The sequence below is a fragment of the Acinetobacter sp. GRABPA_MV_2 genome (assembly GCF_056725885.1).
Genome location: NZ_JBWZNA010000009.1, coordinates 97,170 through 122,543, shown reverse-complemented (window position 1 = coordinate 122,543; position 25,374 = coordinate 97,170). Strand labels below are relative to the sequence as shown.

Sequence of the window (25,374 nt, the reverse complement as noted above, 5' to 3'; positions counted from 1 at the left end):
ACTGTTATAGGGAAGATGAACATGCTGTCTCGTGTGGTACGACAAATTTTACAAGCAACGGTTTATGATGTTGCAATTGAAACACCTCTCGAAGCAGCTCCACGAATTAGTCAAAAATTAAACAATACAATTCGTTTTAAGCGTGAAGATTTACAACCCGTTTTTTCTTTTAAATTACGCGGTGCCTATAACCGTATTAGTCAATTACCTAAAGAACAACTTGAACGTGGGGTGATTTGTGCCTCTGCTGGCAACCATGCTCAAGGCGTAGCGTTGTCAGGTCAAAGACTAGGAATTCCCGCTATTATTGTTATGCCAAGCACAACACCCGACATTAAAGTTCAGGCTGTTAAACGCTTAGGTGGTCAAGTCGTATTACATGGCGATAGCTTTGATATCGCAAATAAATATGCTCAACAACGTGCAGAAGTTGAAGGTCTTGTATTTATTCCACCTTATGACGATGAACTTGTCATTGCAGGTCAAGGCACAATTGCCAATGAAATTTTACGTCAATGGCGTGATGTAGAATACGTGTTTGTTGCTGTAGGTGGTGGTGGCCTTATCTCAGGCGTAGCTGCTTACCTTGGTGAAGTTGCACCGCACGTAAAAGTTATTGGTGTTGAATATGAAGAGTCTGCTTGTTTAAAAGCAGCTTTAGAAGCAAATGAACGTGTAATTTTGCCACATGTAGGCCTATTTGCAGATGGTACAGCTGTTGCACAAATTGGTGCTTTACCATTTGATATTATTCGTTTGCGCAAATCTGATAATTCAGGACCGATTGTTGATCCTGATATTGTCACTGTGAATACAGATGAAATCTGTGCGGCAATTAAAGACACGTTTGATGAAAACCGCAGCATTGTTGAACCTTCTGGAGCAATGGCTTTAGCGGGTATCAAAAAATATATTCACGAGCATAAAATCAGTAATAAAAATATGGTGTCGATTGTTTGCGGCGCCAATATGAATTTTGACCGCTTGCGTTATATTGCTGAACGCACCGAATTAGGCGAACAACGTGAAGCAATTTATGCAGTTACCCTATCTGAAGAAAAAGGCGCATTCTTAGGTTTCTGCCGTGCTTTACAAGGCCGTAATATCACTGAGTTTAACTACCGAGCGAATAATACAGATGAAGCGCAAGTATTCGTCGGTATTAGTTTAAAAGGTGGAGATGCAGAGCGTCATGAAATTTTAGAGCAACTTAAACAGCAAAACTATGTAGTTGATGACCTTTCTGACGATGAAGTTGCAAAATTACATATTCGTTATTTAATTGGCGGTCACGCAAATCTAGATGATGAAAGATTATTCCGTGTTGAATTCCCTGAACGTCCGGGTGCGCTCTTAACCTTCTTAACTCGTTTAGGTCCAACCCACAACATTACCCTCTTCCATTACCGTAACCATGGTGCGGCAGAAGGACGTGTGTTAGTGGGCTTACAAGCAACTGATGCGAAACAAAACCCTGATGGATTGATTGAAACACTCGAGCAGATTAATTATCCGTATGCAGAAATTACTGATAACGTCGGCTATAAACGTTTCTTAAAATAATCTTTAGTTTTGATAAAAAGCCGACAAAGTTGTCGGCTTTTTTATACAATTCTTTTATATTTCTATCATCTTTACATTGCCACTCTTTATCTTAAAGAAAATATCCTTAAAAATAATGATCTAACTCGGGAAAAAGGACCAACATGGCACAGTTCGCAGTCATTGGCTTAGGTAGTTTTGGAGCAACAGTTGCCCAAGAACTCATAAAATTAAATCATGATGTTATTGGCATCGATACGGTGAAAAAGAATGTTGAAAATCTTGCCGATGTTTTAACTCATGCCGTCATTGCTGATGCCACTGACGAACATGTGCTTGACGAACTGAATATACAAAATTGTGACGCAGTTGTAGTCGCAATTGGTGAAGATATTGAAGCCAGTATTTTGTGTGTGCTGAATTTAAAAAATCTGGGAATTGAGAAAATTTGGGTTAAAGCAAAGACCAAAGCTCATCACACCATTTTGTCGCACCTTAATATCAATAAGATTATTCATCCTGAAGAAGATATGGGGGTAAGAGTTGCTCAAGCTCTGAACTACCCTATGGTAAGCCGTTATATGTCTTTAGAAGATGATCATTACATTATTAAAATTGAGATCCCAGATAAACTTAATGGCATCAATTTATATGGCATTATGCAGCAAGCGCCTCAAGTCAAAACATTGCTCGTGAAAAGACAGCAACAGATTTTGTTTGAGACTGAAGAAAATTTCACTTTGCAAACACATGATATTCTTATTTTAGAAGGTCACCTACCTCAGTTAAAGAAACTTTCTAACTGCTTCATATAAGAAAACGAACTCAAGAATATGTCTATATATCCCAAGCCCCATAAAACGTTAAATTTAAGCCCGCCTTCACTTTTAGCGCTAGGTTTTTTAGGCTTCATTATCTTTGGTACTTTATTGCTTAAACTGCCATTTGCCAATACAGGCAATGTCAGTTGGATGGATGCGCTGTTTACAGCCACTTCAGCAGTAACAATTACGGGTTTATCTGTTTTAAATATTCATGAGTCTTTTACCCTGTTTGGGCAAACTATTATTTTATTGCTAATCCAATCTGGCGGTTTGGGGTTTATGACTTTTGCGATATTGGCGGCATTAAGCTTGTCTCCTAAAGTCGGTCTTAAACAGCAAATGATGGCTCAAGATAGTCTCGGACAAACGAGTCTATCAAAAGTTACTTTTGTTGCTAAAGGAGTTGTTACCTATACCCTTATTTTTGAACTGATTGGTACAATTATTCTCACGACTGCTTTTACACCAATATACGGGTTTGCACGTGGTTTATATTATGCAGTTTTTTACAGCATTTCCTCATTCAACAATGCTGGTTTTTCATTGTTTTCAAATAGCTTAATGAATTTTCAAAGCAACTATATTATTTGTATAACAATTAGCATTCTTTACACTATAGGTGGTCTTGGTTTTTTAGTGCTCATGGATATTAAACAAAACAAAAAATGGAAAAAACTAACACCAAATAGCAAGCTTATTCTTATCACTATTGCAATTATTAACCTAGTTGCTTTTATTTTAATATGGGCTTTAGAAGCTCAAAATCCGGCAACTTTAGGGATGTTAAACTCAGGAGAACAAGCATTAAATGCTTGGTTTCAAGCAACAGTTCCACGATCTTCAGGCTTTAATACCATTGATACGGGTGCAATGACCAACAGTAGTTCCTTACTGATGATGTTACTGATGTTTATTGGTGGTGGCTCACTCAGTACAGCTGGTGGAATCAAAGTTGGAACCTTTGTCATTTTAGTACTTAGTGTAATTTCATTTTTACGCCGTACAGATGAAATTAGAATATTTAACCACTCTGTATCTCATGAAACGACCTATAAAGCATTAGCGGTAACTGCTATTACGAGCATCCTCATCTTCATGGGCTTCTTTATTCTTTTGCTTTTAGAGCCTAAAGCAGATTTTATGAATTTGCTTTTTGAGGTTGTTTCAGCAGCATGTACAGTAGGTCTTTCTCGTGGAATCACACCAGATTTACATAATGGTAGTTTATTCATTTTAAGCTTACTCATGTTTGCTGGACGGCTTGGCCCTTTAACACTCGCCTATTTAATCGCTACTCCGAAAAAGAGTCGACTCAAACATCCTCAAGCCAATATTCAAATTGGATAATAAAAAAGCCGCTTTAAAAGCGGCTTTTTTATAGGTTTTTAGTACCAATTCAGGAGTGATACACCCAAACCAGCATAAGTTGCTCGATGGTTATAATCAATCAAGCTTTCACCATAACCGTTAAACAATTGGAAATGTCCACGCAGCTTGCCACTAATCGGGAAAGCCCAGTCAAACTGAACAGCGCCATGAGAATCATCACCACCCTTCAACGAATGACGCAGCATTAGAGAGAAATCATTCTGCTTCCACTTATAAAACGCTGTTAAATCACCACGGCCGATGTAATCTTCCATATCCGGGTTATTATCATCTTTACTATCTTCTTCAAGACGAATCCATGGACGAAGCATTAAAGCAAAGTTACCCCGCTCCAATCCAACATTAAAGATGACACGGTTCCAGCTACGAGATAATGGATCTGAACGACCATTTGACTGATGGTTTAAGGTAACTCCAAGCAAACGCCCATCTAAACCAAGCAACTCGTAGTTCGTTCTAAACATTAAACTTGCTTCTGGCTCATAGTTCGTTTCACGAAATGGACGAGATTCTTCAGCATTAAACGTCTGCCAACGTGAAGATTGGGTATAACCCACCCACAAATCGCCATTATTTCCAAAAATATTTTCCCAAGCTTTCGTTTTCAAAGAAATCTGAAACTTACTTTCTGTTGATTTCAGATTCTGAGCATCCGTTACAGTATTATTTGGATTTGGACTACTTGGGAATTCATTCTTATCACTGGTCCAAAATACGGGTAGTAAATAGACTGGTTGATAAGCACGAATATTCCAAACACCGAGTTTACTTTTTTCTGATAACTCCCAACGTTGATCCAACAAAGAAGTAGTAGGTTCAAGTGTAGGCGCTTTACCAATCACTTTAATATTACTAACCGTATCTACAACCTTCTCTTTCAATGTTGTTGGCTGAACAGCAGGCTGATCAATTTTTTTAACAGGCTCAGGTACTACCGCGGCTTGCACAACTGGTAGAGCTGCTGGTTTAAATACAGAGTCGTAACAAGCCAGACGATCAGCATTTGAAGCAAGAGCAACACATGCATCAACTGTCGCAGGGGTTACAGGTGCCAACGTGTCAGCATATGTCACAGACGCACATAAACAGCTAAGCACGATTCCCATGCTTAGCTGTAAAGATGTGCGTTCAAATTGTCTGAACGCCATGTTCATCTCCAATTTTTATTTTAATTAACTTGTTGAATGGTAAATCCTAACTGCTGCAATTCATCGCGTTTTGCAAATGGCGCAACTACAGCTTTTACAGGAGTTTGCTCTACTAAATATTGACGAGCAACACGTTTTAAATCATCCAATGTTACATGCAACAATCTTTCACGCAAAGTACGGCGGAAAGCTGGTGTTCTTGCATGCAACAATGCATAACATGCTGTAATCGCTTCACCTGCTGGAGAGCCTGGTTTATCCATACTTGCCACTAAACCAAGAATCGCCTCTTCAAGCTGATAAGGTTGTTGCTCTGTATTTAATAACCATTGCACGCTTGCTTCAAAGTCCTTAAAAGTCTCTGCTAAACGTGGATCGCGGTAGCTAAAGAAACGGAATGAGCAGGCATTTCCATCATAACTAGCACCGCCGCCATAAGCACCACCTTTTTCACGGATAGCACTGTGCAAGAATCCATTACGTAAATAAGCTGCCAATACCATTAATGGTGCTGCATCTGGATGCGACACTTCCACAGCCTGATATGCAGAAGCACAGAATTGAACATTTGCCTGAATTAACCACGCTTCATGGTTATTATCATTGGTTTGTTCTACTTGAGTTAACTCAGTTGTAGCTGGATTAACGTTCAATTTATCCCAAACATTCTGAATTTCTTCAACCAAACGTTCAGATTGATGTTCTTCACATACAAGTAAGAACTGTTTAGGTGCTTGCAACAACTTACTATGAATACGTTTTAATTCTGCAATCAGCTCATCGTAAGCGGCATCATCTTGGGTAATTTTAGTAACAAGCTCACCCAGCCAATTCAATGCACCTAAACCCGTGTTTTGATAGTCACGTTGAGCCAGGGCACTCATGTTACGAGAAGCAATCTGCATCGCATAGCTGTGACCTGAACCAGATAAACGAGATTGCCAACGTGTTTTACGTTGTTGCAGTAACTCGATAATTCGTTCTTTCTCATCAAATCGAAGCTGTTCAAATGCTAATTTTAATAAATGAATTGCATCAAATTTCTGAGTCAACGATTTAGTCGTTAAAGTCAGCCAAGCACTAATTTTATCTTTATCATCAACTTTACTACGTAAAGAAGCACCCATTCCTAAACCACCACTTACAGCGGTTTGCAAGTTTTGTAGTTCAAGATAGTCATATTCGCCTGCACCTACTTCACCCATCAAAATAGAAAGCAAATTGAAGTAAGGTGACTTCACAATATCTTCAGGAATCTGAATGAGTACTTGTTGATAATAAATGCCGTTAGTACCCGCATGATACAAGTTCAACGGCGTATCCATACGATTACAAATAATTTCACGTAACTGACCTTGCACAATATGCAAGTCAGCAGGTACATCTTCCAAACCTACTTTTGGCAATAACTCAAGATTATCAGGAGTATCTTGACGTTCCTCTAGGGCCTTGGTTTTAGCAATGATTTCAGCTTTATCAGCGTCTGTTAGCTTTTCACCGATAGCTGCTAAACGAGCTTTTTCCGCTTCCTGCTCTTTTACAGACTTGGTCGGATCTGGAACTAAAGTCATCTGTACGCGATGAGGGTTGTCGAGCAAATGTGTTTGAATCAGATTTGATAGCCACATTGGGTCTTTCAACTCTTCTTTAACCTGCGCAATTGCGCTGTCGACGTCCCAAATTTGAATTGGGTCATTATGGTGAATCGCACCACTTAAACCATTTAAAATTAGACTTAAACCATACGGTGTACCATCACCATTAATTTCACGTTGATGTAACTCGATTTGATGCAAAATTGCATCGACTAAATTACTATCAATTGGTTTAACAGCAACATCACGCAGAATATTTAAAACACCATCTCTAAAGCTTTGAGCATGTTCAGGATTTGAACCTTGAACGCCACAGTAGAAAGTCATTTCAAAATTACTGTCATCTACGCCCATTAATGGACCTGTAGATTGAGCATAACCACAAGTTTCTAAGTAATGACGTAGTGGCGAAGCTGAATTTTCTAATAAAATCCCTTCAACTAAACGCATTCCTAAACGCAATTTAATGTCGTTTGCTTCTGGTAATAACCAAGATAGAACATGATAAGTTTTATCCTTTAAATCATCACTATCAACACCGTAGTTCTCTGTTACTTCAATTGGTGCAGCTAAACGTTTTTCAGGCTTAGAATATAAAGTTGTTCCCGCAGAAAACTTATGTAGAGCTAATTTTTCAAATTGGTCTTGCAGCTCATATGCTGTTTGATTACCAAAGGTCATGAATACAGCATTACTTGGGTGGTAATGTACCTTATAGAAATCGACTAACTGCTCATACGTTAAATCAGGAATATCTTTCGGGTCACCACCAGAGTTGTAATGATAGGTGGTTTCAGGGAATAAATGATGAGCCAACTGATGGTAAAGTTGGTCAGACGGTGCACTCATCGCACCTTTCATTTCATTAAAAACAACACCTTTATATACAGGTTGACCATTTTCTAGTTCAATACGAATACCTTCTTGAGCAAAATCAAGCGGATTCAAATTAGCAGCAAATGCCGCATCAAGATAAACAGAAAGTAAGTTTTGGAAATCTTTTTTATTTTGAGTCGCGAATGGATATGCTGTCCAATCTGCTGCTGTAAACGCGTTCATAAAGGTATTTAAAGAACGACGAATCATTAAAAAGAACGGATCACGTACCGGAAACTTTTCAGAGCCACACAAAGCAGTATGTTCTAAAATATGTGCCGTGCCTTTAGAGTCCATAGGCTGTGTTCTAAAAGCAACAAGAAATACATTTTCATCATAATCAGTTGCCAAGTGATAATGCACCGCACCTGTGACTTTATGCTTATATTCAGACACTAAAATATCTAATGCTTCTACATGGTGCTGACGTAGCAACTGAAACGCAGGGTGAACAGTTTGAGAAATGGTTTCAGTGACATCTACAGTCATGTGATCTCCTAACATATCGGATAAGTGAATAAGTCTCATTATAGCCTGAGTCAGCTTGAGATTGGCGAACAAAAACCAAGTAAAATACTATGTTTTTGTTGAGTATTAGTTTTCATCGGCATAGCTTTGATATCAAGCACATAGCGATGAATGTTTTATCCTACCAGAACAAAAGCTTTTAATTCTATGTATATGATAGACATTGAATAAAAAAGCTTATCATTTTTATTTGGCTGACCTACCTCGAATCTAAAAAATATTCACACAACAATATTTTTCCACTAACTTTTGATTTAACTGAATTTTATTCAACAAACTACAGCAAACCCAAGCAATGGTGTAAACTTAGGAACCTAATTTTTTATTTTGTGACAACACATATGGCAACTGTAGATCTTTTTGCAATTGGTAATGCATTAATCGACCAAGAATTTAAAGTGTCTGATGATTTTCTTAGTCAACAAGGTTTGCAAAAAGGCACAATGCAGTTGTCCGATGGCGACACTCAATCTGCTCTTTATGCAGAGTTAAAACAGCATCAAGATTACAAAGGTCAAGCAAGTGGTGGTTCCGCTGCAAATACGACTGTGGCCTTTAGTGCATTAGGTGGAAGTGCTTTTTATGGTTGCCGCGTTGGTAACGATGATTTAGGTTCAATTTATCTACAAGGTTTAAGTGAAGCTGGCATTCAAACCACTCCAAAATCAATCAGTGAAGGCGTGACAGGTACCTGTATGGTACTGATTAGCCCTGACTCTGAACGTACGATGCATACTTATCTGGGTATCACCGCTGAACTCTCTCAAGATCAAATCGACTTTGAACCATTAAAAACAGCTAAATGGCTTTATATTGAAGGCTACCTTTCTACAAGTGAAACAGCGCGTAAAGCTGTAAAACAAGCCAGAGAAATTGCAAAAGCAAATGGTGTTAAGATTGCTTTATCCCTTTCAGATCCTGCGATGGTGCAATACGCTCGTGAAGGCTTAGAAGAACTTATGGATGATGGCGTAGATTTACTATTTTGTAATGAACAAGAAGCCTTAATGTATACAAATACAACAACTGTAGAAGACGCTCTTGCTCAATTACGTTTTAAAAATCATACAGTAGTCATTACACAAAGCGCTAAAGGTGCTTTAGTTTCTAATTCTACTCAACATTTCCATGTTGCAGGTCGCCACGTAGAAGCGGTTGATACCAATGGTGCAGGTGATGCATTTGCAGGCGCATTCCTTTATGCCCTAAACCATCATCAAGATTTGAACGCTGCTGCACAGTTGGCTGTCTTGATTTCTAGTGAAGTTGTTTCTCAATTTGGCCCACGTTTAGCGATTAATGATTATGCTAAACTTCTTGAAAATTTTCAGAAGGAATGTGCTTGAAATGGAAAGGATCTGTATGACGGAAGAAGTTCCTGAGCGTGAAGCTAGAGCTTTTGACACTTTACAAGGAACTACTATTTTCATTACACAACGTGATGGCGCATTCTATGCTTATCAAAACTTATGCCCTCATTTGCAAACAGAGCTTGAATATTTAGAAAATCAATTTCTCGATCAGGATCAAGAATATATTCAATGTTCTACCCATGGTGCTTTATTTACTGTGGAAACAGGCGAATGTATTTCAGGACCATGTTTAGGTGATTTTTTAAATAAAGTTGAGATTAAAGTACATTCAGATGGCGGTATCTATATCGTAGACTGAAGCGATCAACATTAGAGTTTCTGCCATGGCTGATTTCTTTTTCAATTATTATCTTATGCCATTCCACTTAAGTGTAGTGGCTTTGATATTACTCAGCGTGGTAGAAACCATTGGTATGTATATTGGACTTCGTCCAAGTCAATTACTCAAAAAAATTGCACCTGTTTGGCTTTCTAACTCGCCACTACTTAACGTAAAATTTTCTAAAGCTTTAATTTTCGTTTTTTTACTTATAAATTTTAGTTTTGCAGGTTATTTTTTACAGCTTTCTTTCTTTGCAATCCAGCATTATTTTATTTCACCATTTTATTTAATCGTCCCAGCCCTTGTCATCGCAATCTTTTTTACTGTATTCATGATTCACTGCCTTGACCAAGTAATTAAACCAAAGCTTACTCATACAAATTATAATCTTTTAGGACGATTAGCGACGGTTTCCAGTGGTAATGCTAGACCTGGGTTTTCTGCCCAAGCGCGAGTGCGTGATGAATTCGGCCAGCTCCACTACGTTCAAGTCGAACCAGAATACGGCGAACTCGAATTATACTCTCAGGTTATCCTTGTCAGAGTGCATAAAAGCCATTATGTAGCCAAGAAAATTTCTGTATCAAACGATCTTTTCGCCCCCGATTAAATTCTTACTACTATTCTATTTACTTACTGCTTTTAACAGGCTTTATTACGCCTATATTTTATTATTTTCTTTTTAATTAATTATTTATTATTCCAACCATTTTAGTTTGAAATATAATTTATAAATATAATACACAACCATTTTAGTTGGTATTAAATTAAAACAAACTATTTTAATAAACTTAATATTTCTATTTACAAGTGTTTTAGTAGGATTTAATAATTAATTCAAACTATTTTAGTATAGTATTTATTTTAAAATATTAAGTACTTGTTTTATATAAATTAATTATTTAAATATTCATTTAAAATATATTTAATGTTTATTTTTATTATATTTTGATTAATAATAAAAATAATATCAAATGAGGTTTAATTTATGAGCCTTAATTTTAAAAATCTTAATGGTCGTTTAGTTAAAGAAATCACTATTATTCTAATAATAAAAATAGTGCTCCTCTTAACGATCAAACATATTTGGTTTGATGCTCCCACCATCCCCAAAAATTTTGACAATCAGGTCGCCGAGCATATTGCTGGCGATAACATTTCCCACATTAAGGAGACACGTTGATGATTTCTGAAAGCGTGGTTGATCTTTCGCGGTTTCAATTTGCGATGACCGCAATGTATCACTTTCTTTTCGTCCCTTTAACTCTAGGTTTGGCATTTATCCTTGCCATCATGGAAACCACTTATGTCATTTCCGGTAAAGAAATTTACAAGGATATGACTAAATTTTGGGGAAAATTATTTGGTATTAACTTTGCTTTAGGGGTAACAACTGGCTTAACCATGGAGTTCCAATTTGGAACAAACTGGGCTTATTACTCACACTATGTAGGTGATATTTTTGGTGCTCCATTAGCAATTGAAGGCCTTATGGCATTCTTTCTTGAGTCTACATTTATTGGTTTATTCTTCTTCGGATGGGATCGTTTAAGTAAGGTTCAGCATCTAGGCGTAACATGGTTAGTCGCTCTCGGGTCGAATATGTCAGCGCTTTGGATTTTAGTGGCGAATGGTTGGATGCAAAACCCTGTAGGTGCTGCATTTAACTTCGAAACGATGCGTATGGAATTAGTTGATTTCGGCGCGCTTATCTTTAACCCTGTAGCTCAGGTGAAATTCGTCCACACTGTATCTGCGGGTTATGTAACTGGTGCAATTTTTGTACTCGCCATCTCAAGCTATTATTTACTAAAAAAACGTGATCTTCCTTTCGCACGTCGTTCATTTGCAATTGCTGCCATTTTCGGTCTCGCATCTACACTTTCAGTGATTTTGTTAGGTGACGAATCTGGCTATGAGCTAGGTGATGTTCAAAAAACTAAACTCGCTGCGATCGAAGCCGAATGGGATACTCATCCTGCCCCTGCTCCGTTTACTTTGTTTGGTGTACCAAACCATGAAGAGATGCGGACAGATTACGCAGTTAAAATTCCATATGCATTAGGTTTAATTGCAACTCGCTCAACAACCAAAGAAGTTACTGGTCTTAAAGATCTCATGCAACAGCACGAAGTTCGTATTCGTAATGGTATGCAGGCCTATGCTGAACTTGAAAAATTACGTGCAGGTGATCGTTCACCAGAGTTATTGGCCTCTTTTGAAAAAAATCAAAAAGATCTAGGTTATGGCCTACTTCTTAAGAAATATGCACCAAATGTAGTTGATGCAAGCGAGCAAAATATTAAAGCTGCTGTAAAAGATACTATTCCAAATGTTACAGCACTATTTTTCTCTTTCCGTGCAATGGTTGCCTCTGGCTTCTTGATGCTATTACTCTTCATTTTAGCGACTTGGGCCGTAGCAAGAAGAAACGCTGAAAACAAACCTTGGCTACTTAAATATGCATTGTTTGCTCTGCCGCTTCCTTGGATTGCTGCACAAACTGGTTGGTATGTAGCTGAAGGTGGTCGTCAACCATGGTCTATTGGTGAAATCCTACCAACACATCTATCTGCTTCAAGTTTAAGTACTGGTGACGTGTGGGGTTCAATTATTGCGCTAGCAGCGTTCTACACTGCTCTTTTAATTATTGAAATGTATTTAATGATCAAATTTGCTCGTTTAGGACCAAGTTCTTTACACACTGGTAAATATCATTTTGAAAAGCAAGAGCCGAAAACAGCTGTTAATGGGGAGGCTTTATCATGATTGAATATGAATTATTGAAAGTCATTTGGTGGGTCTTAGTTGGTGTACTACTCATCGGCTTCGCACTTACCGATGGCTTTGATATGGGGTCTATGGCTCTTATGCCTTTCGTTGGAAAAACTGATAACGAGCGTCGTGCTGCAATCAATACCATTGCCCCACACTGGGATGGTAATCAGGTCTGGTTTATTACGGCGGGTGGTGCACTATTTGCTGCATGGCCAATGGTCTACTCAGTCGCTTTCTCAGGCATGTACTGGGCACTCTTGTTAGTTCTATTTGCACTTTTCTTAAGACCAGTAGGTTTCGATTATCGCTCTAAACTTGAAAATACCAAATGGCGTAACTCTTGGGACTGGGGTCTATGCATCGGTGGTGCTGTTCCAGCGCTTGTGTTTGGTGTGGCATTCGGTAATTTATTTTTAGGTATTCCTTTTAGTTTAGATAGCACATTACGCTCTGAATATACAGGCAGCTTTTTTGCTCTTCTTAACCCCTTTGCTCTAGTTTGCGGTGTGGTAAGTTTGTCTATGCTTTGTGCACATGGAGGTGCGTGGCTCATGCTACGTACTGATGAAGCTTTAAAACAACGCTCCGCCAAAGCCACTCAAATTATGGCAATTATCTTTTTAATTTGTTTCCTTGTAATTGGAGCATGGCTGTATTTCGGGCAAGTGCCAGGTTATAGCTATGCTGTTGTTATAGATCCAAATGCTGCGCTTAACCCTCTAGCTAAAGAAGTGGTTACCAATAGCAATCCAGGTTGGATGAACAATTACAGTACCTATCCAGTGACTAAAGTTGCCCCTGTTCTTGCCATATTAGGCGCAATCATTGCAATTGTTGCATCTTCAAAAGCAAAAGCAGGTCTAAGTTTTACTGGTACAAGTTTAATGATTGTAGGAGCAATTTTAACTGCTGGTTTTGCCCTATTCCCTTTCCTACTTCCATCTAGTATTAATCCTAACTCTAGCTTGACAATGTGGGATGCTGTATCAAGCCACCTTACTTTAGGCGTTATGACAGTTGCTGCCTGTATATTTGTTCCTCTTATTTTGATCTATACCAGTTGGTCTTATTACAAAATGTGGGGAGTCATTACTAACAAACATATCGAGTCAAACTCGCATAGCTTGTATTAAGGAGAAGACTATGTGGTATTTCGCATGGATCCTAGGCATTTTGATGGCATGTTTTGCGGGTGTACTCAGCGCGCTTTATATCGAACATCATCAAGATTTAGATGAGGAATAAATGATGGCAAAAGCAATGACAGCATCAAATCATCGAAAAGCTCAAGCATTTGCAATGGCCCTTTCTTTTCTGTTGGCATTGCCTCTTGCTGCAATTTTGTTGGTTTACCCTTCACTCATGCTAGATGCTAATGGGCACTACAATCATAGCCTGCTTATGCTGGTCATGATTGGTATTTCTGGTGGATTTATTTACGGAGTGGGTTTCGTACCCAACTTCTGGTTATGGAAGTGGTTATTTAGCCCATGGGTGGCTTGGCCTCTCATGCTTTTAGGCTATTACATCTGGTTCCTAACCTAAATCAAAAAGACCTCATCTGAGGTCTTTTTTCATTTCAACCAACTTAATAGGTACTAATAGTAAATTAATTTGATTGTTCAGCTAACCATGCCATAAATTTTTGACGCTCAGCTTTAGAAGCTTTCTGCCAGGTTTCAACTAAACGTTGATCATTCGTTTGGGCTACACCTGTTACAGGCATAGATGTTGGAGCTGGTACAGCCACCTGAGCAGAAGTAGGTTTAGCAGAGGCATACACTGCCTCAGGCTGCGATTTAGATGATTTAGTCGTAAAGTCAGTGACTTTACCCAACAAGCCAGTTGCAAACCATGGTTTTGCCTCATTGTTTGCACCAGTTTGTTGTACGATTAATTCATTATTTGCGCTGTACAAAGCCACTGTTGGTTGCTCAGCATATTTCTTAGCCTGTTCAAATTGTTTTGGTGCATCTACCATTGCGAGCTTATAAGTTTGCCCATCTTTGAGAGCCGGAGTTTGAATTGTAACTACTCCAGATTTAACAATGTCATGCTCCCCGCTTAAATGTTCAAAGTATTCTTGGTAGCGCACACTTAAGCTTGTTTCACCAGCATCGACTTTATAATTATTTTTAGATGAACGAAATAACCCAGAGTTGACTTCCTGACCATTCACCGCAAGGATTACAATTTCCTCTGGTGCCGTAATTGTAACTGCTGAAAATACCGAACCGCTGAGTAATAAACCAATTGCAGCAACACCTAATCTTAAAGTCATCTGTCTCTTTCTCTGTGTTTGATAAGCTATTAAATCATGAGCAATATGCAATATGATTGTGACTATTTTATGACAAAGCAGTTATCGACTAATTTCTTGATTTATTATTTTGAAATATGTATTTGAATTTCATAAATTTTCGTTTTATGTATTCCTCCTATTCATTCTAAAAACATAAAAAAAGCACCTAAAATAGGTGCTCTTTTTAACTTCAATTAAATTAATTGAAAGTTTTGAAACGATCAGCATCATTAATAAATGCTTTTTCACCGGCTGGTGCTTCAACTGAACCAAATACCAATTGAGCACGTAATTTCCAAGTTGCAGGAACATCAAATGCTTCAGCTGCATCTGCATCAACAATTGGGTTATAGTGCTGTAAAGATGCACCTAAACCAAGCTCTGAAAGTGCAGTCCAAGTTGCAAATTGAGCAATTGCACTTGAATGTTCAGACCATACTGGGAAGTTGTCTGCATATAATTCGAATTGCTCTTGTAAGCTTTTAACAACAGCTTGGTCTTCATAAAATAAAACCGTACCAACACCAGCTACAAAGCTATCAATTTTTGCATTTGTACCTGCAAAAGCATCGGCAGGAACAATTTTACGCAAAGCTTCACGAACTAAATTCCAGAATTTAGCATGAGATTCACCGTATAGTGTCACTACACGTGAAGATTGTGAGTTAAAAGCTGAAGGACTATGCTTAACTGCTTCACGGATAGTTTCTTCAATTTTAGTGCGATCTAATGCAACGTTTTTACCAATTGCATAAATTGTACGACGGTTTTTAATTTTATCTAAGAAAGTAGACATTTTGTTATTTCCTACCTATTGATTTGACCAAGGGCCGTTGTTTGGGAATGAATACAGTGTATTAAAGTCATTTTTCATAATCAGCATTAAAAATATGACAGTTCGTTTTATTTTCGCAACAATAAAAAAAGATATACATATAAAAAAAGCTTCACGATTTAGTGAAGCTTTTTAAGGTTACCAACCAATTTACTTATCGGTTTCAAACAGTGCAGCAACAAAAGATTTAGCAGAGAACGGTCTTAAATCATCAATTTTTTCACCTACACCAATAAAACGAATTGGCACATGGGTGCGACTTGCAATATTAAAGAGTACACCGCCTTTCGCAGTTCCATCCAACTTGGTAATGGTAATACCCGTCAAACCTACAGCTTGATCAAACTCTTGTACTTGGTTAATCGCGTTTTGACCTGTTCCTGCATCTACCACCAACATAATTTCGTGCGGTGCAGTTGCATCAATTTTTTGCATAACACGTTTAACTTTTTTGAGCTCTTCCATCAAGTTACTCTTATTATGTAAACGACCTGCCGTATCCGCAATTAATACGTCAATTCCTTTAGCACGAGCACTTTCAAAGGCATCAAAAATAACAGAAGCACTATCAGCTCCATGACCTTGCGCTACTACAGAGATATCGTTACGTTCGCCCCAGATCTGTAATTGCTCAGTTGCTGCGGCGCGGAATGTGTCACCAGCAGCCAACATCACTTTTTTACCTTCACCTTGTAAACGTTTCGCCAACTTACCAATAGTTGTAGTTTTGCCCACTCCATTTACCCCAACCATTAAAATCACATAAGGTGATTTATTAGGGTCAATATGCAATGGCTTAACACGTGGAGCCAACAAAGCAACCAACTCTTCTTGTAACGCTTTATATAAAGAGTGAGAATAGATCAAATCACCACGAGCTGTACGCTCTGTTAAATTGGTAATGATGGTTTTTGTTGCTTCAACACCAATATCTGCAACCAATAATTGCTCTTCGACTTCTTCAAGTAATTCATCGTCAATTTCCTTTCCGCCAATCAAGATATTGACCATACCATCAGCGAAATTACGACGAGTTTTGGTTAAGCCTTCTTTCATCCGGCCAAAAAAACCAGTTTTTGGTTGTTCAGCCGCTGTTCCTGTAGAAGCTACTTCGTCTTTAGCTACTTCAATATTTTCTTGTGCTTTAGCAGGAGATTCAACGATGGGAACATCGATAGCAGGTAAATTAGGTAATGTGACATCGTCATCACCGATCTCAGCATCTATCAAGAATTTATTTTGCATATTCGATTGTTGCTCCATGCGGATTCCTTGAAAAGCAGCGCGTTTAAAAATATAAAGTTTAGCATAAATTCAAAATTTTGCCTGCCACAATAGTGCTCAAAAAGCTTTGGAAACCAAGAATTAACCTGATTAACCTATTTACTGAGTATCTTCCTGAGCAAGTGCTGGATATTGTCTAATATGAGCACCTTCAAATTGATATGCATGCATTAACTTTAAATACTCTGCTCTATGAATTTCTGATTGAGCTATTAGCAATTCAGCCATATCTTGAGTTTTAGGATAAGTAGCCTGATGAGAGAGTTGTATAATTCGTTGATATTGTTCCGGACTAATAGGCCGAAGTAATGCTAAATATGACAGCACAAAAATACAACCAATGACAATAACCACAAATAGGTTAAAACATTGATCAACTTTTAACTCAGACTTTAATTTAAGAAAATTTTGTTTGAATATGAGCATGACCTACCTCGAATTAGTGTAGTGTAGGGTTCAATACTCATAAGCACAAGATCAAACATCCAGTAAGGCCAAGAAACATACCTTACTGGATCATAATACTTAGCTTATTAGTGAACGAATAACGGAAAAGTATAAAATTGCTGCAATAATCACCAAGACTAAAAACATCGCAAAAATACTTAAACCTTCTTCAGCATCGGCTGGATGCAGTTCGTCTTCGTCGGCAATTTTTCTCAGTTCACCATCATAAACTTGATAAAACCAGTTTTTTTGTGCAGGTTCCAAATGCCGTGCAAAGTCAAATACCCTTTTGCGCTGGGCAAGACAATAATCCCCTAAATGGATCTCTTGATGAAAGATCGCTTCGTCTAATAGCTTACGATGATAATGGGCTAGTTCTATGATTTGTTCCTCTCTTGGTGGAGTATCAAAAACAAAGCCATCGATAGTATTTGTCATATTTTATTCTCCTTGTCTTTTATTCTCATATTGATTTTACTCAAAATTATTTGTGAATAATGTTTAATCATGTATCCTAATAGTGAATTAACTGGTATGCACCAATAGTTGACAAATCCATTAATTTGTAATATTAGTTTAATAATTCTAAGTTAAATTAATTTAAAGGCAGTGGCCTTTAGAAAAAGTAATCATAATTACAATAAGGAGTTTTCTATGATTCAACGTATCTCTCATCATGATTTAGAACATGTGTACGCAACTGCAGTAAACACAATTCACTCTCAAATGAATTTTCAGGATGCAGTTGCACAGTTAGAAGAAGTTGCTCGTGCTGGGCACGGTAAAGCTGCTCTGTTTTTAGCAGAATTGTATTATCAAGGTTTCCGTGTTGAACGTGACTCACTTAAAGCACAATATTGGCAAAAGTTAGCCACAATGCAAGCATAAAGAAACGTCACTTAGGTGGCGTTTTTTTATGCCCGTAAAAACCCGAATTTATCAATTTATCAAAAGCTTTACTTCGCCACTTCAATCGTGGCTCAGGTGGTGTTTTTTTATACCTGTAAAAAACCCAAAGTGATCAATTTGTCTAAAGCCTTACTTCGCCACTTCAGTCATGGCTCAGGTGGCGTTTTTTATGCCTGTATAAAAATTTCTCTAAATATAATTCACTACGGACTTGGTTTGTATCAAGTTACACCACAGGCTTTAGCCGCTTTAAGTAAAGGACATGAATTTCACAGTTGGAATATTTGTTTACGATTTGATACCTGTTTAAACTGAAATGTCATCTGATTTTTTTATAATAAGCAAGACAAGTTAGAACCTTTAAATTCACAATGAAAAGTTTAAGTAATCTACAACCGGTTTCAAGAGACTTGATGATTAAGATTTATATTTTAAGAACCATGATGTATTGCGGGGTTCTTTGGGGATTATTTCATCAAGGATGGGCAATTAAATCAGATCAGGAAGACTTTATTTTTCCTTTTTGGCTTAATGGGTTGCAGGCACATCGCTACGCAAAAGAGCATTGGCCCCACTACAAACCAAGAAGAATTACACCTAAAGATTTCCATGAGTCTTTACTACCAACTTTAACTCGACTTAACGTCACTCCTGCTCTGTTTAATTCATCTCATAGAAAATTAAAGTTATCTACACAGCAAATGCAACATTTCTTTTTCAAACATCCGCATTGGCAAGGAGCATAAAACTTTTCTTTAGTTTCCTACTGATCAATATAGAATGCTTTTTGAACGCTTGAATGTGAAACTTGTATTTGAATGACTATCAAGTCTTTGCATTTTTATAAAATCAAGCTAATTTAAATCAAAATGATAAAACACAGGACAGAAGAAATGACAATCGTTGCACAAGTAATCAAGAACAAATCAGAGCAAGATATTTTTACAATTTCTCCAGAAGCCACTGTCCTTGAAGCAATTAAGATCATGGCTGATAAAGGGATTGGTGCACTCGTGGTAGCTGAAGGAGAAAAAGTTGTCGGAATTTTATCTGAGCGTGACTACACGCGAAAAGTAACGCTTATGGAACGTTCATCATATAGCACCACAGTCGCTGAAATTATGACATCCAAAGTACTTACGGTAAGCTTAAATAACACGGTTGAAGAATGTTTGCAGCTCATGACAGATCGTCATTTACGTCACTTACCTGTATTAGACAATGAAAAACTAGTTGGATTTATCTCTATTGGTGACTTAGTAAAAGCAGCAATGGAAGATCAGAAAAATCTCATTGAACAGTTAAAACAGTACATTTCTGGTTAATTATTTCGCATAAAAAAATGGGCATTTATATGCCCATTTTTTATTGATATAAAAAACTTAAAGATAGTTATTAATTAAAGCGACTAAACGCTCTAGTAAGTCATCAGCCTGTGCTTGAGTCATATTAATTGGTGGCAATAAACGCACTACAGAACCAGCTGTAACATTAATAATAAGCTTGTGTTTATCACGAGCAATTGCAACGAGTTCAGCACAGTCTTTAGGCAATTGAATACCAATCATCATACCAAAGCCACGTACTTGCACATTTTTATCTGCCAATTGCGCACGTAATTGATCAACAATATAACCACCAACGACTGCCGCATTTTCTACAGCATTTTCTTTTTGGATGGTATCTATTACTGTATAAACCACACGAGAACCAAGTACTGTGCCACCGTAAGTAGAACCATGACTACCTGGTCCTAATAAGCCAACAGCTTTACTTTGTGTCATTACAGCCCCCACTGGAAAGCCATTACCAAGTCCTTTCGCAGTCGTAAGAACATCGGGTACAATATTTGTGTGCTGATAAGCAAAATACTTGCCTGTACGACCATTACCAGTTTGGATTTCATCTAGCATCATTAGCCAGTTATGTTGATTACATATGATGCGAACTTCTTCAAGATAGCTAAAGCCCTGAGGCGCAGTATTAATACCACCCTCACCTTGAATTGGCTCAATCAAAATCGCAACAATATCTGGATGCTGTAAAGCAGCTTCTTGAATTGCTTCTACATCACCAAATGGCACACGAATAAAATCACTGGTTAATGGAGCAAAACCATCTTGTATTTTTTTATTACCAGTTGCTGAAAGTGTTGCTAAAGTACGACCATGAAAAGATTGCTCTGCCACAATTATCTTTGGTGAACTTATACCTTGTTGAGTACCAAATTTACGAGCAATCTTAATGGCACCTTCATTTGACTCAGCACCACTGTTTGAAAAGAAGATCTCTTCCATTCCTGAAACTTCAGCCAGCTTCTGAGCAGCAGCCGTTTGCCAAGGAATTTCAAATAGGTTACTTGTATGTACCAGTGTTGCAGCTTGTTCTGCAATTGCTGCAGCAATGGCTGGATGCGCATGACCTAAACCACATACAGCAATACCAGTTAAAGCATCTAAATATTCTGTGCCATCTTCGGTATATAGATATGCTCCTCGGCCTCGTACAAAACTGATCGCTTGGCGACCATAAGTAGCCATTAAATGTGATGGTTGATCAGGTTGTATTGGAGCTAGGGTAATATCATTCATAACGAACTCTGTCTGTATGAGATTTTAGGAAGGGTTTATATAAGCAAAAACTAGCTCTGATGAAAAGTCTCATCACTCATTTATCTAAAATTTCGTCCGCTTTCCGCTATCACTTCGGTTTATACAATAAAATATTGAATATTCAATGCAACTTTAAGTAATCAGGTGGTTTGCAAAGCGATGTAAACACCCCCTATAATGCTGCTAGATTAGTTGAGGATCTCTTTATGACTGAACAAGCACGTGATACTGAAGCGTTAATCCGCGATCAAATTGCGAAGCATCCCGTTTTACTTTACATGAAAGGCACTCCACAGTTTCCACAATGTGGTTTCTCTGCACGTGCTGTAGAGGCGCTCAGTCAAATTGGTCGTCCATTTGCATATGTAAATATTTTGGAAAACCCTGATATTCGTGCAACCTTACCCAAAATTGCGAACTGGCCAACATTCCCGCAACTTTGGGTAAATGGCGAACTTATTGGCGGTAGCGATATCATGCTCGAAATGTTCCAAAATGGCGAATTAAAACCATTAGTTGAACAATATAGCGCAGCGCCAGAAGCGTAAATAATAAAAAAGCCAATCAATAGATTGGCTTTTTTATACTCTCAATCTTAACGATCACTTACCCCGACATAGCGAAATAAATTTTCCACACCTAAATCAGATTTTAAAATAATTAGATTTTCATAAGTTGTTGTTGTGAGAGCTTCAAAAATATTCATATTCGGATGTTCATGTAACTCATCTACACTCTGATCCATACACTCTTCAAATCGATCAGCAATAAATTCAAACCCTAAGTCCATAGCAATAAATAAAGTATGTTCACATGGCTGAACATACTGTTCTTGTGCCCAGTCAATTATCACTTGTTTGCAAAATGGACATTCAATATTCGCAGAAGCATCGTTAAATTCAATCAATTGATAGTGCATTAGATTTGAGAAATAAGGAAAATGATAGTGTAAGAGAAATTAATTAAAAGTTCTAGAAAAGGCTATAGACACTTAGTAGAAAATACACATTAAAATCACATCGTAATTACAATGTAATTTATTTTTTCACTTAAACTGAATATGTTAGTATATGTTTTAATTACAAAAAATTTAGTTTAAAAATTATCGTTGCAAAAATAATAATGTAAAATCATGGTTGTTGCAGAAATAGGATATTTTAATGCTCACTGATCTTGATGATTTTTATTGTTTTGCTCTCGTCGTTGAGCATGGTGGCTTTAGTGCTGCTGAGCGTGTAACGGATATACCAAAATCAAAATTAAGCCGTCGCGTGTACAGCCTCGAAGAGAATTTAGGAGTTCGCCTGATTCAACGTAGCTCACGCCACTTTGCTGTTACAGATATTGGGATGGATATTTATAGACATGCTCAGGTCATGATGAATGCTGCACAAGCTGCTCACGATCTGGTTGATCATCTAAGTATTCAACCTAGAGGTGTTGTAAAAGTTAGTGTTCCTGTTGATATTGCTCAAAATCAACTTCCTAAAATCCTGCCTGCTTTCTTAAAAAAATATCCAGAAATTCGTTTGCAACTTATGGTCAGCAATCGTCGAGTAGATGTCATTAATGAAGGAATTGATATTGCTTTACGTATTCGTTCAAAACTTGATGACGATCCAAGTTTAGTTCTTAGACAGTTTGCCCTTATACAACAAAGTCTATTCGCAAGTCAGGCATATTTAAATGAATTTGGAGATATAAAAAATCCTGAACAACTTAGCGAACACCGCATTTTAAGTTTATCTGAAGAACATCTTGATCAACAATTCATTTTACATGGCCCTGATAATCAGCAAAAGAAAGTCAAAGTCAGTCCTACTGTAATGGGCACAAATATTCACATGTTAGCGCAATTGGCTAGTCAAAGCTGTGGCATCGCTTTATTACCTGAGAGCGCAGCAGAAGATTTTGTAAAATCTGGGCAACTCCTACCAATCTTACCCGAATGGAAAGCACCACATGGTGTATTCCATGCAGTTTATCCATCACGCCGAGGGTTGCTACCTGCTGTTCGAGTGTTTATTGATTATTTAGTAGAACATCTTTCCGAACACTAAAATGAATTAAAAAAAAGTTCGACAATTATCGAACTTTTTTATTATTCAAATTATAGGATAGTTTCCTACACCTTCAGGCCAAGGCGTTAATAGTTCAAAGCCAGTATCTGTTACTGCAACCATATGTTCCCATTGAGCAGATAGCGAAAGATCCTGAGTAACGACGGTCCATCCATCATTTAACTCTTTTACCTGTGGCCTACCTGCATTAATCATAGGTTCAATAGTAAATACCATACCTTTCTTTAAGACCATGCCTTGTCCGCGCTGCCCATAATGCAAAATATTGGGTTGCTCATGATAAACCTTACCAATCCCATGTCCACAATATTCGCGAACAATACTATATCCCTCTCGATGAGCAACCGACTGAATAGCATAGCCAATATCGCCTAACGTAGCTCCAGGCTTAACAGTATGAATACCAGCAACCATTGCCTCATATGTTGTTTCGACAAGTTTTTTTGCCTGTGGATTTACATTACCCACAAAATACATACGGCTCGTATCACCAAAATAGCCATCTTTAATAATGGCAACATCAATATTAATAATATCGCCATCTTTTAAAATCTTATTCGGTGACGGAATTCCATGGCAAACTACTTCATTTACTGATGTACATATTGTTTTAGTGAAACCATGATAACCCACATTCGCAGGAATAACTTTTAGAGTATTTACAATATAGTCATTACACAGATTATCTAAATATTCCGTAGATACACCCGGTTTAATATATGCCCCTATCATTTCTAAAACTTTCGCAGCAAGACGTCCAGAAACTCTTAACTTTTCTAGATCTTGTTCAGTTTTTATTGTAACAGTAGAAGCTCTCATTCGGTTTTATCCTCGTAGGTACTGCTTTTACAATACCTACAAAAATGTAAGTTAATTTAGAATATTTTAGAACGGATATAGGATAGGCTGGAAGCTTTATATGCCCAAATATTCAACAGTCATAATAGAAATTTATATTTTTATTCTTGCATAATTTCTTTAAAAAGTCAGATATAAAAAATAATTTCCCAGATTCTTTCAATGGTTTTTCAATTACATACCTTAACCAGTTGATATTTTTAATATCTATTAATGGATTTTGAGCTTCGAAAAAAATCTTTTTCACATAAAATACCGCTTGATCATGCTCTCTTTTGCTCTAAAATTCCTTCTTTTTTATTAATTTTAATTTATGCAACATCTTCGTACTGGAGATATTATTGCCCTAGGTTTTATGACCTTTGCCCTTTTTATTGGGGCTGGCAATATTATCTTTCCTCCCATTGTCGCTCAACAAGCCGGTGATCATGTATGGCTAGCCGCTATAGGCTTTTTGATTACTGCAGTTGGTTTACCCGTAATTACCATCATGGCACTCTCTCGTATGCAGGGTTCCATTGAAATTATTAGCTCTCCTTTAGGTCGTGTAGCAAGTCTGATTTTAACCGTAGTTTGTTATTTATCAGTAGGCCCTTTATTTGCTACTCCACGTACAGCTACTGTTTCTTACGAAATTGGTTTTTCTTCTTATTTTGGAACATCAAATACTAGCCTTTTAATTTACAGTGCAATTTATTTTTCTTTTGTAACTGTAGTTTCACTTTATCCTAACAAGTTATTAGATACAGTGGGTCATGTGCTTGCTCCGCTAAAAATTATTGCTTTAGCAATTTTAGGCATTGCAGCAGTTATGATCCCAGCGGGTTACGTCCCTGCTCCAATCAACCATTACGTTGAATCTCCGGTTTCGGAAGGTTTCGTAAATGGTTACCTCACTATGGATACTTTAGGCGCACTAGTATTTGGTATCGTAATTATTCAAGCGATTTATTCGCGTGGTGTTACCGATAAAAAATTAGTGACTAAGTATGCGATTATTGCCAGCCTTATTTCCGGTGCAGGTCTTACTTTAGTCTATTTAAGCTTATTCAAATTAGGTGTAGGTAGTCACGAAGTTGCGCCAAATGCAGCAAATGGTGCAGTAATTCTACATGCATATGTTCAACATGCTTTTGGCAATATGGGTTCATTATTCTTAACTGGCCTAATTTTTCTAGCATGTATGGTGACAGCGATTGGCTTAACTTGTGCTTGCGGTGAGTATTTTGCACAGTTAACTAAATTGCCTTACAAACTTTTAGTATTCATTTTAGTTGGTTTCTCTTTCATTATTTCTAATCTTGGATTAACCAAACTTATTGCTGTATCAGTACCTGTTTTAAGCGCAATTTATCCCCCTGCAATTGTTGTGATTATGCTGAGCTTCTTTTGGAAATTTTGGCAAAAACCTTCTTTTATTGTGGGTTCGGTAACAAGTATTGCTTTAATTTTCGGTATTATTGATGGTATTAAAGTTGCTGGTTTTGGAGATTATTTACCTGAATTTCTTCAACATTTACCTTTAAATGAACAAAATTTAGCTTGGTTGATCCCATCTCTAGTTGTTCTAGCAATTACCGTAATTATCGACAAAGTTAAATTTAAAAACATTTAATTTAGTGTCTCTTTTGAAATCGAGTTTTACCCAAACATGATTTTATATATTGAATA

Annotated in this window: 27 protein-coding genes; 17 read left to right on the top strand and 10 right to left on the bottom strand. The window is 37.4% G+C overall.

Annotated elements, in window-relative coordinates; genetic code table 11:
- Positions 1-15: 15 nt before the first annotated feature.
- The 3 genes from ilvA (at position 16) to ACXM0J_RS10065 (ending at position 3,713) form a co-directional block, all read left to right on the top strand.
- A complete protein-coding gene (gene ilvA / locus ACXM0J_RS10075) occupies positions 16-1,563 on the top strand; it encodes a threonine ammonia-lyase, biosynthetic (RefSeq protein ID WP_170814121.1) in 1,548 nt (515 codons plus the stop codon).
- Positions 1,564-1,706: 143 nt separating this feature from the next.
- Complete coding sequence (locus ACXM0J_RS10070; protein WP_086265571.1) at positions 1,707-2,357, top strand: potassium channel family protein; 651 nt, start codon at positions 1,707-1,709, stop codon at positions 2,355-2,357.
- A gap of 18 nt (positions 2,358-2,375) precedes the next feature.
- Positions 2,376-3,713, top strand: a complete 1,338-nt coding sequence (locus ACXM0J_RS10065; RefSeq protein ID WP_086265572.1) for a TrkH family potassium uptake protein — start codon at positions 2,376-2,378, stop codon at positions 3,711-3,713.
- Between the two features lie 38 nt (positions 3,714-3,751).
- Here ACXM0J_RS10065 and ACXM0J_RS10060 read toward each other — a convergent pair whose 3' ends face one another.
- Both ACXM0J_RS10060 and ACXM0J_RS10055 read right to left on the bottom strand, forming a co-directional pair.
- A complete protein-coding gene (locus tag ACXM0J_RS10060; protein ID WP_068557099.1) occupies positions 3,752-4,903 on the bottom strand; it encodes a phospholipase A in 1,152 nt (383 codons plus the stop codon).
- Between the two features lie 20 nt (positions 4,904-4,923).
- The gene (locus ACXM0J_RS10055) at positions 4,924-7,863 is read right to left on the bottom strand and encodes an insulinase family protein (protein ID WP_213034437.1); all 2,940 of its coding nucleotides are present in this window, start codon (positions 7,861-7,863) and stop codon (positions 4,924-4,926) included.
- Positions 7,864-8,243: 380 nt separating this feature from the next.
- Between ACXM0J_RS10055 and ACXM0J_RS10050 the strand changes: the two genes are divergently transcribed.
- The 8 genes from ACXM0J_RS10050 (at position 8,244) to ACXM0J_RS10015 (ending at position 13,920) form a co-directional block, all read left to right on the top strand.
- A complete protein-coding gene (locus tag ACXM0J_RS10050) occupies positions 8,244-9,248 on the top strand; it encodes an adenosine kinase (RefSeq protein ID WP_086265574.1) in 1,005 nt (334 codons plus the stop codon).
- A 16-nt stretch (positions 9,249-9,264) separates the two neighbouring features.
- On the top strand, positions 9,265-9,573 hold the full coding sequence (locus tag ACXM0J_RS10045) for a Rieske (2Fe-2S) protein (RefSeq protein WP_002121079.1): 309 nt from the start codon (positions 9,265-9,267) through the stop codon (positions 9,571-9,573).
- 25 nt (positions 9,574-9,598) lie between these two features.
- Entirely contained in the window at positions 9,599-10,207 is a 609-nt protein-coding gene (locus ACXM0J_RS10040) for an OB-fold-containig protein (protein ID WP_002121106.1), read from the top strand.
- Between the two features lie 378 nt (positions 10,208-10,585).
- The gene (cydP, locus tag ACXM0J_RS10035; protein WP_005073962.1) at positions 10,586-10,780 is read left to right on the top strand and encodes a cytochrome oxidase putative small subunit CydP; all 195 of its coding nucleotides are present in this window, start codon (positions 10,586-10,588) and stop codon (positions 10,778-10,780) included.
- Positions 10,780-12,366, top strand: a complete 1,587-nt coding sequence (locus ACXM0J_RS10030) for a cytochrome ubiquinol oxidase subunit I (RefSeq protein ID WP_086265575.1) — start codon at positions 10,780-10,782, stop codon at positions 12,364-12,366. The genes cydP and ACXM0J_RS10030 overlap by 1 nt, the downstream gene beginning before the upstream one ends.
- Entirely contained in the window at positions 12,363-13,508 is a 1,146-nt protein-coding gene (gene cydB, locus ACXM0J_RS10025) for a cytochrome d ubiquinol oxidase subunit II (protein ID WP_086265576.1), read from the top strand. The genes ACXM0J_RS10030 and cydB overlap by 4 nt, the downstream gene beginning before the upstream one ends.
- Positions 13,509-13,518: 10 nt before the next feature.
- Complete coding sequence (gene cydX, locus ACXM0J_RS10020) at positions 13,519-13,620, top strand: cytochrome bd-I oxidase subunit CydX (protein WP_002120988.1); 102 nt, start codon at positions 13,519-13,521, stop codon at positions 13,618-13,620.
- Positions 13,621-13,920: a cyd operon YbgE family protein gene (locus tag ACXM0J_RS10015; protein WP_086265577.1), complete on the top strand. Its 300-nt coding sequence runs from the start codon at positions 13,621-13,623 to the stop codon at positions 13,918-13,920.
- Positions 13,921-13,984: 64 nt separating this feature from the next.
- On the opposite strand, the gene ACXM0J_RS10010 is transcribed toward ACXM0J_RS10015, so the two are convergent.
- The 5 genes from ACXM0J_RS10010 to ACXM0J_RS09990 all read right to left on the bottom strand — a co-directional run bounded on the left by ACXM0J_RS10010 (position 13,985) and on the right by ACXM0J_RS09990 (position 17,681).
- Positions 13,985-14,656, bottom strand: coding sequence for a YccT family protein (locus ACXM0J_RS10010; protein ID WP_086265578.1), 672 nt, complete (start codon positions 14,654-14,656; stop codon positions 13,985-13,987).
- A 220-nt stretch (positions 14,657-14,876) separates the two neighbouring features.
- Positions 14,877-15,473, bottom strand: a complete 597-nt coding sequence (locus ACXM0J_RS10005; protein WP_031948528.1) for a nitroreductase family protein — start codon at positions 15,471-15,473, stop codon at positions 14,877-14,879.
- Between the two features lie 189 nt (positions 15,474-15,662).
- The gene (gene ftsY / locus ACXM0J_RS10000) at positions 15,663-16,775 is read right to left on the bottom strand and encodes a signal recognition particle-docking protein FtsY (protein WP_019767698.1); all 1,113 of its coding nucleotides are present in this window, start codon (positions 16,773-16,775) and stop codon (positions 15,663-15,665) included.
- Between the two features lie 120 nt (positions 16,776-16,895).
- Positions 16,896-17,222 (bottom strand): hypothetical protein, encoded by a 327-nt coding sequence (locus ACXM0J_RS09995; protein WP_002120920.1) that lies wholly within the window; start codon positions 17,220-17,222, stop codon positions 16,896-16,898.
- 99 nt (positions 17,223-17,321) lie between these two features.
- The gene (locus ACXM0J_RS09990; protein WP_002120892.1) at positions 17,322-17,681 is read right to left on the bottom strand and encodes a hypothetical protein; all 360 of its coding nucleotides are present in this window, start codon (positions 17,679-17,681) and stop codon (positions 17,322-17,324) included.
- 216 nt (positions 17,682-17,897) lie between these two features.
- Here ACXM0J_RS09990 and ACXM0J_RS09985 point away from each other — a divergent pair, with 216 nt between their 5' ends.
- From ACXM0J_RS09985 to ACXM0J_RS09975, 3 genes are all read left to right on the top strand, one after another.
- On the top strand, positions 17,898-18,131 hold the full coding sequence (locus ACXM0J_RS09985; RefSeq protein ID WP_002121063.1) for an SEL1-like repeat protein: 234 nt from the start codon (positions 17,898-17,900) through the stop codon (positions 18,129-18,131).
- Between the two features lie 392 nt (positions 18,132-18,523).
- Complete coding sequence (locus ACXM0J_RS09980; RefSeq protein ID WP_025470625.1) at positions 18,524-18,898, top strand: DUF2750 domain-containing protein; 375 nt, start codon at positions 18,524-18,526, stop codon at positions 18,896-18,898.
- 147 nt (positions 18,899-19,045) lie between these two features.
- The gene (locus ACXM0J_RS09975; RefSeq protein WP_004791938.1) at positions 19,046-19,477 is read left to right on the top strand and encodes a CBS domain-containing protein; all 432 of its coding nucleotides are present in this window, start codon (positions 19,046-19,048) and stop codon (positions 19,475-19,477) included.
- Positions 19,478-19,534: 57 nt separating this feature from the next.
- On the opposite strand, the gene ACXM0J_RS09970 is transcribed toward ACXM0J_RS09975, so the two are convergent.
- The gene (locus ACXM0J_RS09970) at positions 19,535-20,743 is read right to left on the bottom strand and encodes an aspartate aminotransferase family protein (protein ID WP_086265580.1); all 1,209 of its coding nucleotides are present in this window, start codon (positions 20,741-20,743) and stop codon (positions 19,535-19,537) included.
- A gap of 227 nt (positions 20,744-20,970) precedes the next feature.
- On the opposite strand from ACXM0J_RS09970, the gene grxD reads away from it, so the two are divergent.
- A complete protein-coding gene (gene grxD, locus ACXM0J_RS09965; RefSeq protein ID WP_002120913.1) occupies positions 20,971-21,312 on the top strand; it encodes a Grx4 family monothiol glutaredoxin in 342 nt (113 codons plus the stop codon).
- Between the two features lie 47 nt (positions 21,313-21,359).
- Here the strand turns inward: grxD and ACXM0J_RS09960 are convergent, their stop codons facing one another.
- The gene (locus tag ACXM0J_RS09960) at positions 21,360-21,683 is read right to left on the bottom strand and encodes a hypothetical protein (RefSeq protein ID WP_479750476.1); all 324 of its coding nucleotides are present in this window, start codon (positions 21,681-21,683) and stop codon (positions 21,360-21,362) included.
- A gap of 241 nt (positions 21,684-21,924) precedes the next feature.
- Between ACXM0J_RS09960 and ACXM0J_RS09955 the strand changes: the two genes are divergently transcribed.
- Complete coding sequence (locus tag ACXM0J_RS09955; protein ID WP_086265582.1) at positions 21,925-22,824, top strand: LysR family transcriptional regulator; 900 nt, start codon at positions 21,925-21,927, stop codon at positions 22,822-22,824.
- Positions 22,825-22,869: 45 nt separating this feature from the next.
- Here ACXM0J_RS09955 and map read toward each other — a convergent pair whose 3' ends face one another.
- On the bottom strand, positions 22,870-23,664 hold the full coding sequence (map, locus tag ACXM0J_RS09950; protein WP_086265583.1) for a type I methionyl aminopeptidase: 795 nt from the start codon (positions 23,662-23,664) through the stop codon (positions 22,870-22,872).
- 352 nt (positions 23,665-24,016) lie between these two features.
- On the opposite strand from map, the gene brnQ reads away from it, so the two are divergent.
- The gene (gene brnQ / locus ACXM0J_RS09945) at positions 24,017-25,318 is read left to right on the top strand and encodes a branched-chain amino acid transport system II carrier protein (RefSeq protein ID WP_086265584.1); all 1,302 of its coding nucleotides are present in this window, start codon (positions 24,017-24,019) and stop codon (positions 25,316-25,318) included.
- Positions 25,319-25,374: the final 56 nt, after the last annotated feature.